Below are 14,712 nucleotides of genomic sequence, written 5' to 3' on the forward strand. Positions count from 1 at the left end.
CTATGCTGGCGCCTCTGTTGACTGACTCTGGCCGCTACCATGCCGCAACCTCTGAACGCCCCTGAACATGCCCCACGCGCCTGGCCGCTGTGGAAACCGATCCTGTTTCTGCTGGTGGTGGCCGTCGGCCTCTACTACGTCAAATGGCAGCCGTACTACGGCAAGGCCTTCGTGGCGGCGGACAGCCACTCGATCGGCAAATCGATCCTGGCCGACGGCGCCGCGAGCCCTTGGCTGGCGGCCTGGCAGTACGCGCTGGTCTACTTCACCGCAGTGTGGAAGGCGGCGCTGCTCGGGGTGCTGTTAGGTTCGCTGGTGCAGGTGCTGATCCCGCGCGACTGGCTGGCGCGCACGCTCGGCCACCGGCGTTTTTCCGGCACCGTGCTGGGCGCGCTGATCGCGCTGCCGGGCATGATGTGCACCTGCTGTGCCGCACCGGTTGCCGCCGGCATGCGCCGCCAGTCGGTGTCCAGCGGCGCCGCGCTGGCCTTTTGGCTCGCCAACCCGGTATTGAACCCGGCGACGCTGGTGTTCATGGGATTTGTGCTCGGTTGGCCGTTCGCCGCCATCCGTCTGGTGGCGGGCGTGGTGATGGTGCTGGGCATCGCCTGGCTGGTGCAGCGCGTGACCGCCAACGATCCGCAGCCTGCCGCGCCGCAGCCGCCGGTGATGACGGCGCAGAGCGACGAACGGCCGTTCCTTGCTCGCTGGGGCAAAGCGCTGTGGGCGCTGTTTTGGTCAACCATTCCGATCTACGTGCTGGCGGTGCTGGCGCTGGGCGCGGCGCGGGTCTGGCTGTTCCCGCACGCCGACGGCGCCGTCGACAATAGCCTGCTGTGGATCGTTGCTCTGGCGATCGTCGGCTGCCTGTTCGTTATCCCCACCGCGGCGGAAATCCCGATCGTGCAGACCATGATGCTGGCGGGCATGGGCGCAGGCCCGGCGCTGGCGCTGCTGATGACCCTGCCGGCGGTCAGCCTGCCTTCGCTGCTGATGCTCAACAAGGCCTTCTCCACCCGGGCGCTGTGCCTGACGGCGGCGCTGGTGGCGCTGTGCGGCGCACTGACCGGCGTGGTGGGGATGGGGTTGGTGTAACTTACCGTTGCTGATGAGTGGCCCGATGCTGTCTCAAGGGAGGAGATGGCACCTTTGAGCGTTTATGCACCGGCATAGCGTTTTATCTAAGCCATTTGGAGGCAGAAAAATGGATGGCTATATTTAAAGCGAAAATCCGGGTGCGTTATCGAGGAGGGGGTTGAGGGGGATTCGTTCTGGGCTGGCAGTGTCTACATATAGAACTGCCAGGCGGCTCTGAGCAGGGAGAATACGTGAATTTCTCATTGGCGCACAAGTCACACTAGAGGTATCTTCTTAATAAGAAGAGTGATATTTGACGGTTTATTTAGTGATATTCAGTTAGGTTTAAAAAGGAGTTTTTGTGGCATTATATAACATTTCCAACAAAATATTGACACCTTTAGAGAGAACCTCGTTTTCTATTGAGGGATTGCAAGAGCGTTATGATTTGCAAACGGCAATTAAAAATAACATCACCATATTGGCACCCGATTGTCTTGTCATCGCCGAAGAATTTTCTGACTGGGAAGATAGTCGGAGAAGGATTGATATATTAGCCATTGATAAACAGGCAAACCTTGTAGTAATAGAATTAAAACGTGATGAGTTTGGTGCTCATATGGAACTCCAAGCATTAAGGTATGCGGCGATGATATCTACTATGAGTTTTTCTAAAGCATGTGAGTATTATCAGGACTACCTTTCTAAGAATAATGTTGATATTGATGCTAAAGAAAAAATACTAGACTTTGTTGAGATTCAAGATACGGAGCTTGTCGACTTTGGTAAAGATATAAGAGTTATATTGGCATCGGCTGGGTTTAGTAAGGAACTTACTACTACGGCGATTTGGTTAAGAGATAAAGGTGTTGATATTAGCTGCGTGAAAATCACACCTTATAGTTTTAAAGGTGAGGTTCTAATTAATGCTGAGCAGATAATACCGGTCCCAGAGCTGAACGAATACCAAGTTAGATTTAGAGAGAAGCGTATAGAGCAGATTGCCAACTCTAAAAAATCAGAAAAGGATTACTCAAGTTATAGATACAAAGGACTTGTCCTAAATAAAAGGAATCTTGCTTTGGAGATCTTTACTGATTGGATAGAGAAGAATAATCCTGCTAACTTCGATGAACTGAGGGAAAAATTATTTGGAGTCATAAAAAATCGTACGATAGCTTTAGCTGAATGTATTAGTGATGAGAGAAAGAATAGATACCATATGAATGATGATGATCTTATTGAGCTCGAATCAGGTGAAATAATAGTCATATCCAATCAATGGGGTATAGGTAACATTGAACGAGTTTTGGATTTTTTCCGCAAAGATGGCTTTGTTGTCGAAAAAGTTGAGGTTGAATAGAAATAACAACTCTTTTATTTTTTTATAAAGCTCTGGGAGCTGTTCTACCCTACATTATTAACGCACCACAGTGTTAATAACGTCTGCTTTTGGCACAGATCCGCCCATCAGATTGGCTCTGTGCCCTAGCTGCGCGAAGTCAAGCTAGAGCTAACACATGTCGAGATACGTACTGCTAGCTCATCGCAACCTATGCACCACCTGGTTGCTGCTGCCGCGCCAAATCAGCGCCGGGTCTTTCAAATCCTGCACGAACTTGCCGTCGATCAGCACGTTGATCCTGTCCACCACCTGCATTTGCTGCTCGTCCAGCTCCGCAAGCCGGTAGCCGGTCCACAGCCAGATATCCTTGCCGGGGCATTCGGTGCGCACCCGTTTCACCAGCTTTAAGATGCTCGGGACGTTGGCCGGGTGCAGCGGATCGCCGCCGGAGAGCGACAGCCCCTGGCGCGGCACGCGCGTATCGTTCAGATCGGTGATGATGCGCTCTTCCAACTCCGGGGTAAACGGCTGGCCGGAGTTGAGCCGCCAGGTGCTCTTGTTGTAGCAACCGGGGCACTGGTGCACGCAGCCGGCGACAAACAGCGTGCAGCGGGTGCCGGGGCCGTTGACGACGTCGATCGGATAATACTGGTGATAATTCATGTGAGGCCCGCCCATCAGGCTATTTTACTGGCCATTTTGCCTCCGGGCAGTGCTCCCAATCCTCACGTACTGCGTGTACGCTCCGGTTTGTGCGCGCTGGCGAAGGCAAACTGGCTGCGACAACCACGCCTGATAAACAGGCTTCTGCATAGGCTGCGCGGCGTTTCTCAGCCGAGCTGCCCATTGCCGAGGTGTTTCACCCGGCGTTTCACCTCTTCCTGCTTGCCGGCGTTGAACGGCCGGGCATCGGGGCTACCGAGATAGCCGCACACCCGGCGGGTGACCGAGACCTTGGCCGAGTCGTGGTTGCCGCATTTCGGGCAGGTGAAGCCTTTGCTGGTGCAGGAGAATTCACCGGTGAAGCCGCATTCGTAGCACTCGTCGATCGGCGTGTTGGTGCCGTAGTAAGGCACCCGGCTGTAGCTGTAGTCCCACACGTCTTCCAGCGCCTTCAGGTTATGCTGCAGGTTCGGGTATTCGCCGTAGCAGATGAAGCCGCCGCTGGCCAACGGCGGGTAGGGCGCCTCGAAGTCCAGCTTGTCATATGGGTTAACTTTCTTCTCCACGTCGAGGTGGAAGCTGTTGGTGTAATAGCCCTTATCGGTGACGCCCGGCACCACGCCGAAATCGGCGGTGTCCAGCCGGCAGAAGCGATCGCACAGGTTTTCGCTCGGCGTGCTGTAGAGGCTGAAGCCGTAGCCGGTCTCGTCCTTCCAGGCGTCGACGGCGGCGCGCAGCCGCGCGACGATCGCCACCGCTTTGGCGCGCAGCGCCTCGTCGTCATACACGTGATTTTCGCCGCCGAACAGCGCGTTGATGGTCTCGTGCAGGCCGATGTAGCCCAGCGAAATCGAGGCGCGACCGTTCTTGAAGATGTCGGCGATGTTGTCGTCGGCCTTGAGCCGCACGCCGCAGGCGCCTTCCATGTACAAGATTGGCGCCACCCGCGCCTTGATGCCTTCCAGCCGGGCGATGCGCGTCATCAGGGCCTTTTTCGCCAGCTGCAGGCGCTGATCCAGCAGCGCCCAGAAGCGCGACTCGTCGCCCATCGCCTCCAGCGCGATGCGCGGCAGGTTGAGGCTGATGACGCCGATGTTATTGCGGCCGTCGTGCACCAGCTCGCCGTCCTGCTCGTAGGTGCCGAGGAAGCTGCGGCAGCCCATCGGCGTTTTGAACGAGCCGGTGACCTTTACTACCTGATCGTAGTTGAGGATGTCCGGGTACATGCGCTTGCTGGCGCACTCCAGCGCCAGCTGTTTGATGTCATAGTTCGGATCGCCGTACTGGTGGTTGAGGCCGTCGCGGATGGCGAACACCAGTTTGGGGAACACGGCGGTCTTGCGGTTTTTGCCCAGCCCGGCGATGCGGTTTTTCAGGATCGAGCGCTGGATCAGGCGCGATTCCCAGCTGGTGCCGAGGCCGAAGCCGAAGGTGACGAACGGCGTCTGGCCGTTGGCGGTGTGCAGGGTGTTGACCTCGTACTCCAGCGACTGGAAGGCGTCGTAACACTCTTTCTCGGTGCGCGCCATGGCATAGCCTTTGGCGTCCGGGATCTGCCACTCTTCCGCCACCTGCAGGTGTTTGCGGAAACTCTCGTCGACGAACGGCGCCAGGATTTCATCGATGCGGTTGATGGTGGTGCCGCCATAGATATGGCTGGCGACCTGGGCGATGATCTGCGCGGTCACGGCGGTGGCGGTGGAGATCGACTTCGGCGGCTCGATTTCGGCGTTGCCCATCTTGAAGCCGTTGGTCAGCATGCCTTTCAGATCGATCAGCATGCAGTTGAACATCGGGAAGAACGGCGAGTAGTCGAGATCGTGGTAGTGAATTTCGCCGCGTTCATGGGCCAGCACCACGTCGCGCGGCAGGATGTGCTGCTTGGCGTAGTGTTTGGCGACGATGCCCGCCAGCAGGTCGCGCTGGGTGGGGATCACCTTGCTGTCCTTGTTGGCGTTCTCGTTCAGCAGCGCGCGGTTGCTCTGCTCGACCAGGCCGCGAATTTCCTGGTTCAGGCGGCCGCGCAGCTCGCGCGCCACGTCGCGATCGTGGCGGTATTCGATATAGGCGCGCGCCAGCTGTTTGTACTCGCCGGCCATCAGCTGGTTTTCCACCGCCTGCTGGATTTCGTGGATATCGACGCGCGGCTGCTGCTCCATGCGCTGAGCGACCACGCGGGCGACGGTGGCGCAGTAGTCGGCGTCGACCACGCCCACCGCCAGCGCGGCGCGCTCGATGGCCTGCGCGATGCGCGCTTCGTCAAAAGGTACCTGGCAACCGTCCCGCTTAATCACTACTGGTTTCACGTTGTACTCCTTGTTCCCCGAGGGAGCGTTCATACCCGCCTGGCGTGGCGAGCAACCGTCAAATTTCGCTTATCCACAGGGCAAAGCCGCAGCGCGCAAGGGCTGTGGCGGCGTGTGGATGATTTTGTGGATAACTACTATATATAGGTGTTCGCAATTCTTAATGCACTATATATAGATATTGGCGAGATTCTTTTGATGTAGAACAAGGAAAACGGAAGAGCGTGCGCTAGCTGAACAGTCGTCAATCGCCCGTCGGCCGATCGCGAAAATGCGCCAGCAGAAAATCGACCCAGACGCGCACCCGCGGCGGCAGATCCGCCGAGGCGTAATAGAGCCACAGCTGCACCGGGCGCGGCCAGCATTCCGCCAGCACCGGCCGCAGCGTGCCCTGTTCGAAGTGCTTTTCGAGGTACCAGCGCGCCAGGTTGACGATGCCCAACCCGGCCAGCGCCGCATCCAGCAACATTTCCGGGCGGCTCACCACCAATCGGCCGTTCAGATCCAGCGCCAGCGTTTCGCCCTGATGGCGCAGCTGCCATTTGACGTGGCGGCCGTTGCCGGGGTTGCGGTGCAGCAGGCAGTCGTGCCGCAGCAGATCGTGCGGCGTTTGCGGTTCACCGCGCCGCGCCAGATAGTCGGGCGACGCCGCCAGCGCCATGTGCATCGGGTAGAGCGGGCGCGCCACCAGCCGGCTGTCGGGATCGACCCGGCTGCCGATGCCGACGTCGAAGCCTTCGCCCACCAGATTCACCACCCGGGCGTCCAGCGACAGATCGAGATCGATCTGCGGGTAGCGCGCCAGAAATTGCGGGATCAACGGCATCAGCATCTGGCGGCCGAAGCCGGGGATCATGCTGACGCGCACCACCCCGGCCGGCGCCTGCCGCTCGCCGCCGGCGCTTTCCAGCGTCGCCGCCAACGCCTGCCACAGCGGCGCCACCTGCGCCAGCAGCGCTTTGCCTTCGTCGGTCAGCAGCACGTTATGGGTGTTGCGCTGAAACAGCCGCAGCGCCAGCTTCTCTTCCAGCGCGCGGATATTTTTGCTGACCGCCGCCGGCGTGACGCCCAGCTGGCGGGCCGCGGCGGAGAAATTTTGCGCCTGCGCGGCGGCGAGGAAGGCCGGCAGCAGGCGGTGCACGTCAAAGGGCAGCGACATAGTGGTTGATACTTTCGGTTGAAATTGAAGTGACCTTGAACAGCCTACACCCGAAGCGGCAGAAATGGAAAAATGCCTCATCTTCTTTACGTTCAAGGAATCCTTTATGTCACGCATTTTAGTGTTAACCGCCCACCGCACCCCCGACGAGTCACGCATCAACCAGGCGCTGATCGAGGCCGTGCGCCCGCTGCCTAACGTGACCGTGCACGAACTGATCCGCGCTTACCCGGATTACCGCATCGACGTGGCGCGCGAACAGGCACTGCTGGAAAGCCACGATGCGGTGGTGATGATGTTCCCGTTTTTCTGGTACAGCTCGCCGGCGATCCTGCGTGAATGGCAGGACGCGGTATTAACCTATGGTTTCGCCTACGGCAGCGAGGGCACCAAACTGCACGGCAAGCCGCTGCAATTGGTGGTGAGCACCGGCGGAAACGCGCAGGCCTACACGCCGGCAGGCTACAACCGCTATCCGGTGCAGGATCTGCTGCTGCCGTTCCACGCGCTGGCTAACCTGACCGGCATGGATTATCTGCCGCCGCATCTGGTGCAGGGCGTGAGCGACATGAGCGATGAGCAGTTGGCGCAAGCGGCCGCCGGGGTGGTGGCGCTGATGGGGACATTGTAGGGCGCAGCGCTCGCCGCGCCCTGTGGGGTCAGTCTTCGAGCAGCCACCACACCGCTTCGAACGGCCGCAGCGTCAGCGCCTGCGGCTGATCCGCCGAGTCGCTGTAGTTGCTCATCAGCGGGCGCCATTGGGCGGAGGCTTCCACGCCCTCCGCCGCCCAGGCCAGCGGTTCGCGGCTCAGGTTGGCTACCACCAGCAGGCGCTGGCCGTTCCAGCTGCGCTGATAGCACCACAGCGCCGGGTGATCCGGCGCCAGATCCTGATAGTCGCCGTGGGTCAGCAGCGGATACTGCTTGCGCAGGATGATCAGCTGGCGGTAGGCGTAAAACACCGAGTCGAGATCGGCCAGCGCCGCGTCGGCGTTGATCTGCGGGTAGTTCTCGGCGCAGCCGATCCACGGCGTGCCGGTGGTGAAACCGGCGTGCGGCGCGGCGCTCCACTGCATCGGCGTGCGGCCGTTGTCGCGCGATTTGTCGGCCAGGATCGCCAGCAGTTCGGCGTCGCTGCGGCCCTGGGCGCTCAGTTCGGCGTACATGTTCAGGCTTTCCACGTCGCGGTACTGCTCGATGGCGCGGAAGCCGGGGTTGGTCATACCGATCTCTTCACCCTGATAGATATAAGGCGTGCCCTGCATGCCGTGCAGCACCATCGCCAGCATTTTGGCGGCCGGCACCCGCAGTGCGCCTTCATCGCCGAAGCGCGACACGATGCGCGGCTGATCGTGGTTACACCAGAACAGTGCGTTCCAGGCGCGGTTATGCATCCCTTGCTGCCAGTGGCGGAAGATCTGCTTTAACTCCACGTAATCCGGCGCCGCCCGCGTCCATTTTTCACCGCCGGCGTAGTCTACCTTCAGGTGGTGGAAGTTGAAGGTCATCGACAGTTCTTCACCGCTTTGCGCCGCGTACTGCCGGCAATGCTCAAGCGTGGTGGAAGACATCTCGCCCACCGTCATCAGGCCGCGGGGCTGAAACACGTCGCGGCTCATCTCCTGCAGGAACTCGTGAATGCGCGGGCCGTCGGTGTAGAAGCGGCGGCCATCGCCCTGGCTGTCGGACGGGAAGTTCTGCTGTTTGGACACCAGGTTGATCACGTCGAGGCGCAGGCCGTCGACACCTTTATCCGCCCAGAACTGACACACTTTCTTCAGCTCTTCGCGCACCGGCGGGTGTTCCCAGTTGAGATCCGCCTGCTCGACGGCGAACAGGTGCAGATAGTACTGGCCGCTGTCGGCGTGCCACTGCCAGGCGTTGCCGCCGAATTTGGAACGCCAGTTGTTCGGCGGCGTTTCACCGTCGCCGTCGCGCCAGACGTAGAACTGGCGATACGGGCTGTGGCGATCCTGCGCGGCCTTGAACCACGGGTGCTCGGTCGAGGTGTGGTTGAACACCATGTCCATCACGATGCGGATGCCGCGCCGGTGGGCAGCGGCGACCAGCTGCTCGAAGTCCGCCATCGTGCCGTAAGCCGGATCGATGGCGCAGTAGTCCGCCACGTCATAGCCGTTGTCCACCTGCGGCGATACGTAGACCGGCGTCAGCCAGATGGCGTCGACGCCCAGCTCCTGCAGATAGTCCAGCCGCCGGGTCACGCCGGCCAAATCGCCGTAGCCGTTGCCGGTGCTGTCCTGAAAACTCTTCGGATAAATTTGGTAGATGACGCCGTTCTGCCACCAGGGGGTTGGGTTGCTCATAGCTGTATACCTTTGAATCGTGACAACGGGCCCGTACCCTTCATCTTTCAAACTGCAGCGTTGTTGGCTGCCGGCGCTGCACCCCAGTCACTTACTTGAGTAAGCTCCTGGGGATTTGCACCCTTGCCGCCTAGCTGCAGCTCGAAAGCTATAGGGTATTTCCAGCCCCTACATTCATGTTGCGTATTTTGCGTCAATTAAACCGGCAGCTCGCCGCGGGCGGCCTTGCGTTTGTAGACCATGATGGTCAGCACCAGCGGGATGACGATCGCCACCAGAATCGCCAGCGAGTAAATCAGCCAGAACTGCGGCTTGATAGACAGGATGCCCGGCAGGCCGCCGACGCCGATGCCGTTGGCCATCACGCCGTCCAGGCCGCAGATCAGGCCTGCGATCGCGGAGCCGATCATCGCGCACAGCATCGGGAAGCGGTATTTGAGGTTGATGCCGTACATCGCCGGTTCGGTCACGCCGAGGTAGGCGGAGATCGCCGCCGGCACCGAAATTTCACGCTCGTTGGCCTTGCGGCTGATGATGATGATGCCGAGCACCGCCGAGGCCTGCGCGATGTTGGACAGCGCAATCAGCGGCCATACCGGGGTGCCACCCATGCTCTGGATCATCTGCATGTCGATGGCTAGCGTGGTCTGGTGCACGCCGGTGATCACCAGCGGCGCATACAGGAAGCCGAACAGCGCGGCGCCCACCGGGGCGAAGCTGCCGGTCATCACCGCTTTCACCGCCCAGGCAACCCCATCGCCGATCATGCGGCCGAACGGCCCGATCAGCGCGTGCGCCAGGAACACCGCCAGCAGCAGCGAAACCACCGGCACCACCACCAGATAGAGATAGTCGGGAACGATCTTTTTCAGACGGGTTTCGATCCAGCCCAGCGCCATGCCTGCCAGGATCGACGGGATCACCTGCGCCTGATAGCCGACTTTCTGGATCACGAACCAGCCGAAGTTCCACACTTCCGGCGTTTGCTGGCCGAGCAGGTAGGAGTTCATCAGCTGCGGCGACACCAGGGTGACGCCCAGCACGATGCCGAGCACCGGCGTGCCGCCCATCTTTTTCACCGTCGACCAGCAGATGGCCACCGGCAGGAACATGAAGATCGCTTCACCGAGAAGCCACAGGAAGTCGTAAACGGTTTTCCACGCCGGGTGCATCTGCGCCAGCGTTTGGCCGCCGGACATCGGGATGTCGCCGATCACGTTGCGGAAGCCGAGGATCAGACCGCCGCTGATCAGCGCCGGCAGCAGCGGGAAGAAGATCTCGGCGAAGTGGGAGATGGTGCGCTCGGTCCAGGTCATGTTCTGGCGCGCGGCGACCTTGGCCTGTTCCTTGTCGGCTTCGTTGACGCCGGTGCTGGCGATCAGCGCCTGATAGTAGTCGCCGACGTCGGTGCCGATCACCACCTGGAACTGCCCGGCGTTGGTGAAGCAACCTTTGACCATCGGCAGCTCTTCGATTTCTTTGGGGCTGGCCTTGCTGGGGTCATTGAGGACGAAACGCAGCCGGGTAATGCAATGGCTGACGGTGGCGATGTTCTCGCGGCCGCCGACCAAAACAATCAGGCGATCAATATCCTGCTGTTTTACTTTGCTCATTATGGGATACCTGCAGAGGTGTTGACTGAGTAATGATCAAAGCTTAGCCACTCGGCTTTTTGAATGAAATGGGAACGTTCCCGGTTTGGGGCGAGGATCACAAAATGACAAAAAATGGTCAAATTCCAAGCAGATCGTCAGGAAAGTTTGCTGGGCACCACCAGGCGGCGGATCCCCTGTTCTCCGCTGAGCTGCGCCAGCAGCTGCTGTGCCGCCAGCAGGCCGGCGCTGCCGTAGCCGAACTCGACCGACAGGGTATCGGGGAACAGGAAGCTGAGCAGCGGGGTGTTGCCGATGGCGCACACCTGAATGGCGCGCGCCGGCTGCTGCTGCAGGTATTTGATCGCCCCCAGGGCGATGCTGTCGGAGGCGCAGATCAGCGCGCTGGTGTGCGAGTCGATCACCTCGGCGGCGTGCTGGAAACCGCTCTGGTAGCTCAGCTCGCCCAGCGTGGCGCGCGGCGTGAGCTTGAGGCGTTCACAGGCGTCGAGGTAGGCCTGATAGCGGCGCTGGCCGGTGGTGGCGTCGCTGAGCTGCACCCCCAGATAGCCGATATGCCGGTGCCCCTGCCGGTACAGGCGATCCATCAGCAGGTTCACCGCGCCGGCGTCGTCGTAGCAGACGGACGAGAAGCCGTCGTATTCGCGCACCATTACCACCATTTTTTCCTGCCACGGTTTGAGCATCGCCGCGGTCAGGCCGGTGAAGCCGAACAGTATCACCCCGTCGACGTTGCGCTGGCGCAGCACGTGCAGGTGCTCCTGTACCAGGCGGGTTTCGAACTGGCTCTCCATCACGATCGGGTCGAAGCCTTGCTGATACAGCAGCGGCAGCATGGTGCGCACCGCCTGGTTTTCCGACGGCGAATCGAGACGGGAAACGATGATGCCCACCACCTTGTCGCTCTGGCCGCGCATGGCGCGCGCCGACTTGGAGGGGGTAAACCCCTGCTGACGGATCACCGCTTCCACCCGTTCGCGGGTTTGCGGGCTCACGCTGCCTTCATTGTTCAGCACGCGTGAGACGGTGGATTTGCCTACGCCGCTCAGGCGTGCGATGTCCTTGATGGTCAGCCGGTTTTGCATGGTTTACTTGTCGTTTAGGTTGTAAGGCGTAAATTGACGGCCAATAATGAATGCCCGTCAGCATAGCTCATTTTCCGACGCGGATCTTGATGCAAAACGGGATTGTGACATTGCGATGAACGGCCGCTCCTGCCGCTCTGTTTTTCCCTTTACCGGAGGTTATACCCCATATGGACCCCGACCCGACTGCTTTAGACACTCACTCGGTTCACCGGTAAAACCTCTCCGCCTGGCGCTGCTGTTTTACCGGTGAAGTACATCACGGTAACCGGTGGCGCGCGCTTCGTCGTTCGCTCCTGCTGCTGAAAAAAAGAATAAGGATCTGCGTTGGCAGAGGCTGTTTGGCGTGCCCGCCATCCGCCCGGCCGATGACGATCCCCGTTTACCCGCTGCCGTGAGGCACCGGGCGACGAGGTGCGAACCATGAAACTGAAAAAACTCCCCCGTCAGCTGCTGGGTCTGTTCGCCCGCGGCCTTCCGCGCCGTTTGGTGCACCGCGACAGCCTGCTGGACAGCGTCGGCGGCGCCGTGCGCGATATGCCGGCCGGCCTGGCACAGCAGCGGCTGGAATGCGCCGCCGCAGAGACGATGCAGCTGTTTGAGCGTTTCCACAGCCACCCGGAAGGCATCACTGCTCATGAGGCGGAACAGGTGCGCCAGCGCTGCGGCGAGAACGTCATCGACGATCAGCAGAAAGAGGCCTGGTGGCAACACCTCTGGCACTGTTACCGCAACCCGTTCAACCTGCTGCTGACCGCGCTCGGCATGATCTCTTACGCCACCGAGGATCTGACCGGCGCCTTGGTGATCGCGCTGATGGTGCTGATCTCCACGCTGCTGAACTTCATCCAGGAGGCGCGCTCCAACCGGGCGGCCGATGCGCTGAAGGCCATGGTGAGCAACACCGCCACGGTGATCCGCAGCGATGCGCTCACCGGCAAGAGCGAGCACGTGGAGCTGCCGATCGCGCAGCTGGTGCCGGGCGATATCATCAAGCTGGCGGCCGGTGACATGATCCCGGCGGATCTGCGCGTGCTGTCGGCCAAGGATCTGTTCATCAGCCAGGCGGCGCTGACCGGCGAATCGCTGCCGGTAGAAAAATCCGCGGCGCCGCAGGCATTGGCGGCCGATCCGCTCGACTGCCAGAACCTGTGCTTCATGGGCACCAACGTGGTCAGCGGCACCGCGCTGGCGATGGTGATCGGCACCGGCGGCGGCACCTATTTCGGCCAGCTGGCGCAGCGCGTCACCAGCCAGGATGAGCAGCCGAACGCCTTCCAAAGCGGTATCAGCAAGGTCAGCTGGTTGCTGATCCGCTTTATGCTGGTGATGACGCCGATCGTGCTGCTGATCAACGGCTACACCAAGGGCGACTGGTGGGAGGCGGCGCTGTTTGCGCTGTCGGTGGCGGTCGGGCTGACGCCGGAAATGCTGCCGATGATCGTCACCTCGACGCTGGCCAAAGGGGCGGTGAAACTGTCGCGCCAGAAGGTGATCGTCAAACGCCTGGACGCCATCCAGAACTTCGGCGCCATGGATATTCTGTGCACCGACAAGACCGGCACCCTGACCCAGGACAAGATCGTGCTGGAGCGCCACACCGACGTGTTCGGCGCCAGCAGCGAGCGGGTGCTGCGCTACGCCTGGCTGAACAGCTTCTACCAGACCGGGCTGAAAAACCTGCTCGACGTGGCGGTGCTGAGCTGCGCGGAGCAAAATCAGCAGCCGGAGGCGCTGCAGCACTACCGCAAGGTGGATGAGATCCCGTTCGACTTTGTGCGCCGCCGCATGTCGGTGGTGGTGGCCAAGGACAACGAGTATCACGAGCTGGTGTGCAAGGGCGCGCTGGAAGAGATGCTGGCGATTTGCAGCCACGTGCGCCACGAAGACGAGGTGATCCCGCTCAGCGAGGCGCTGCTGGCGCGCATTCGCCGCATCACCGACGATCTCAACCAGCAGGGGCTGCGGGTGGTGGCGGTGGCCAACAAGGTCTTGCCGGCGCAAACCCACGAATACGGCGTGGCGGACGAGTCGGATCTGATCCTCGAAGGCTACGTCGCCTTCCTCGATCCGCCGAAGGAGAGCACCGCACCGGCGCTGGCGGCGCTGAAACAGAACGGCGTCACGGTGAAGATCCTCACCGGCGACAACGAGCTGGTGGCTGCCAAAGTGTGCCGGGACGTCGGGCTGGCGGCCGAGCACCTGCTGCGCGGCAGCGAGATCGAGCAGATGGACGACGAGCAGCTGGCGCAGGCGGCGGCGCGCACCACGGTGTTCGCCAAGCTGACGCCGCTGCACAAGGAGCGCATCGTCAAACTGCTGCGCCGCCAGGGGCACGTGGTGGGCTTTATGGGCGACGGCATCAACGACGCGCCGGCGCTGCGCGCGGCCGATATCGGCATCTCCGTCGATTCGGCGGTGGACATCGCCAAGGAAGCGGCGGACATCATCCTGCTGGAAAAAAGCCTGATGGTGCTGGAGCAGGGGGTGATCGAAGGGCGCCGCACCTTCGCCAACATGCTGAAATACATCAAGATGACCGCCAGCTCCAACTTCGGTAACGTGTTCAGCGTGCTGATCGCCAGCGCCTTCCTGCCATTCCTGCCGATGCTGCCGCTGCACCTGTTGATTCAGAACCTGATGTACGATATCTCGCAGATCGCCATCCCGTTCGATAACGTCGACGACGATCAGATTACCCAACCGCAGCGCTGGAACTCCGGCGATCTGGGGCGGTTTATGGTGTTCTTTGGGCCGATCAGCTCGATCTTCGACGTGCTGACCTTCAGCCTGATGTGGTGGGTATTCAAGGCCAATACGCCGGAAATGCAGACGCTGTTCCAGTCCGGCTGGTTCGTGGAAGGGCTGCTGTCGCAAACGCTGATCGTGCACATGATCCGCACGCGCAAAATTCCGTTTATCCAGAGCCGCCCGTCCTGGCCACTGTGCATCATGACGCTGGCGGTGATCGCCACCGGCATCGGCCTGGTGTTCTCGCCGCTGGCCGGCTTCCTGCAGCTACAGGCGCTGCCGCTCGACTACTTCCCGTGGCTGGTGCTGATCCTCGCCGGTTACATGGTGCTGACCCAGTGCGTGAAAGGCTGGTTCGTGCGCCGCTACGGCTGGCAATAACCCGCTCG

At 60.7% G+C, this 14,712-nt stretch carries 10 protein-coding genes; 4 read left to right on the top strand and 6 right to left on the bottom strand.

Going from position 1 to position 14,712, the window contains the following annotated elements; translation table 11 throughout:
* Positions 1–39 precede the first annotated feature (39 nt).
* Together EGY12_RS09515 and EGY12_RS09520 are read left to right on the top strand one after the other, a co-directional pair.
* Positions 40–1,095 (top strand): permease, encoded by a 1,056-nt coding sequence (locus tag EGY12_RS09515; RefSeq protein WP_123893233.1) that lies wholly within the window; start codon positions 40–42, stop codon positions 1,093–1,095.
* Between the two features lie 343 nt (positions 1,096–1,438).
* Positions 1,439–2,440, top strand: coding sequence for a hypothetical protein (locus EGY12_RS09520; protein ID WP_123893234.1), 1,002 nt, complete (start codon positions 1,439–1,441; stop codon positions 2,438–2,440).
* Between the two features lie 180 nt (positions 2,441–2,620).
* Here EGY12_RS09520 and nrdG read toward each other — a convergent pair whose 3' ends face one another.
* The 3 genes from nrdG to EGY12_RS09535 form a co-directional block, all read right to left on the bottom strand.
* A complete protein-coding gene (gene nrdG / locus EGY12_RS09525; RefSeq protein ID WP_123893235.1) occupies positions 2,621–3,085 on the bottom strand; it encodes an anaerobic ribonucleoside-triphosphate reductase-activating protein in 465 nt (154 codons plus the stop codon).
* A gap of 167 nt (positions 3,086–3,252) precedes the next feature.
* Positions 3,253–5,391 carry an anaerobic ribonucleoside-triphosphate reductase gene (gene nrdD, locus EGY12_RS09530; RefSeq protein ID WP_004933403.1) on the bottom strand — a complete coding sequence of 713 codons (2,139 nt, stop codon included), beginning with the start codon at positions 5,389–5,391 and terminating at the stop codon, positions 3,253–3,255.
* A gap of 244 nt (positions 5,392–5,635) precedes the next feature.
* Positions 5,636–6,550 (bottom strand): LysR family transcriptional regulator, encoded by a 915-nt coding sequence (locus tag EGY12_RS09535; RefSeq protein WP_123893236.1) that lies wholly within the window; start codon positions 6,548–6,550, stop codon positions 5,636–5,638.
* A 106-nt stretch (positions 6,551–6,656) separates the two neighbouring features.
* On the opposite strand from EGY12_RS09535, the gene EGY12_RS09540 reads away from it, so the two are divergent.
* Positions 6,657–7,181, top strand: coding sequence for an NAD(P)H-dependent oxidoreductase (locus EGY12_RS09540; RefSeq protein WP_060427301.1), 525 nt, complete (start codon positions 6,657–6,659; stop codon positions 7,179–7,181).
* A gap of 28 nt (positions 7,182–7,209) precedes the next feature.
* Here the strand turns inward: EGY12_RS09540 and treC are convergent, their stop codons facing one another.
* From treC to treR, 3 genes are all read right to left on the bottom strand, one after another.
* Positions 7,210–8,874: an alpha,alpha-phosphotrehalase gene (treC, locus tag EGY12_RS09545; RefSeq protein ID WP_123893237.1), complete on the bottom strand. Its 1,665-nt coding sequence runs from the start codon at positions 8,872–8,874 to the stop codon at positions 7,210–7,212.
* A gap of 197 nt (positions 8,875–9,071) precedes the next feature.
* Positions 9,072–10,487, bottom strand: a complete 1,416-nt coding sequence (gene treB / locus EGY12_RS09550; protein ID WP_019453304.1) for a PTS trehalose transporter subunit IIBC — start codon at positions 10,485–10,487, stop codon at positions 9,072–9,074.
* Positions 10,488–10,624: 137 nt separating this feature from the next.
* The gene (gene treR, locus EGY12_RS09555) at positions 10,625–11,572 is read right to left on the bottom strand and encodes a trehalose operon repressor TreR (protein ID WP_049198762.1); all 948 of its coding nucleotides are present in this window, start codon (positions 11,570–11,572) and stop codon (positions 10,625–10,627) included.
* A 423-nt stretch (positions 11,573–11,995) separates the two neighbouring features.
* Between treR and mgtA the strand changes: the two genes are divergently transcribed.
* On the top strand, positions 11,996–14,704 hold the full coding sequence (gene mgtA / locus EGY12_RS09560; RefSeq protein WP_123893238.1) for a magnesium-translocating P-type ATPase: 2,709 nt from the start codon (positions 11,996–11,998) through the stop codon (positions 14,702–14,704).
* Positions 14,705–14,712: the final 8 nt, after the last annotated feature.

Origin of the sequence: Serratia sp. FDAARGOS_506 (genome assembly GCF_003812745.1) — a bacterium.
GTDB lineage: Bacteria > Pseudomonadota > Gammaproteobacteria > Enterobacterales > Enterobacteriaceae > Serratia.

Coding starts and splice junctions, on each gene's coding strand:
- EGY12_RS09515 (WP_123893233.1), top strand. CDS start 40: ATGCCGCAACCTCTGAACGCCCCTGAACATGCCCCACGCGCCTGGCCG.
- nrdG (WP_123893235.1), bottom strand. CDS start 3,085: ATGAATTATCACCAGTATTATCCGATCGACGTCGTCAACGGCCCCGGC.
- EGY12_RS09535 (WP_123893236.1), bottom strand. CDS start 6,550: ATGTCGCTGCCCTTTGACGTGCACCGCCTGCTGCCGGCCTTCCTCGCC.
- EGY12_RS09540 (WP_060427301.1), top strand. CDS start 6,657: ATGTCACGCATTTTAGTGTTAACCGCCCACCGCACCCCCGACGAGTCA.
- treC (WP_123893237.1), bottom strand. CDS start 8,874: ATGAGCAACCCAACCCCCTGGTGGCAGAACGGCGTCATCTACCAAATT.
- treB (WP_019453304.1), bottom strand. CDS start 10,487: ATGAGCAAAGTAAAACAGCAGGATATTGATCGCCTGATTGTTTTGGTC.
- treR (WP_049198762.1), bottom strand. CDS start 11,572: ATGCAAAACCGGCTGACCATCAAGGACATCGCACGCCTGAGCGGCGTA.
- mgtA (WP_123893238.1), top strand. CDS start 11,996: ATGAAACTGAAAAAACTCCCCCGTCAGCTGCTGGGTCTGTTCGCCCGC.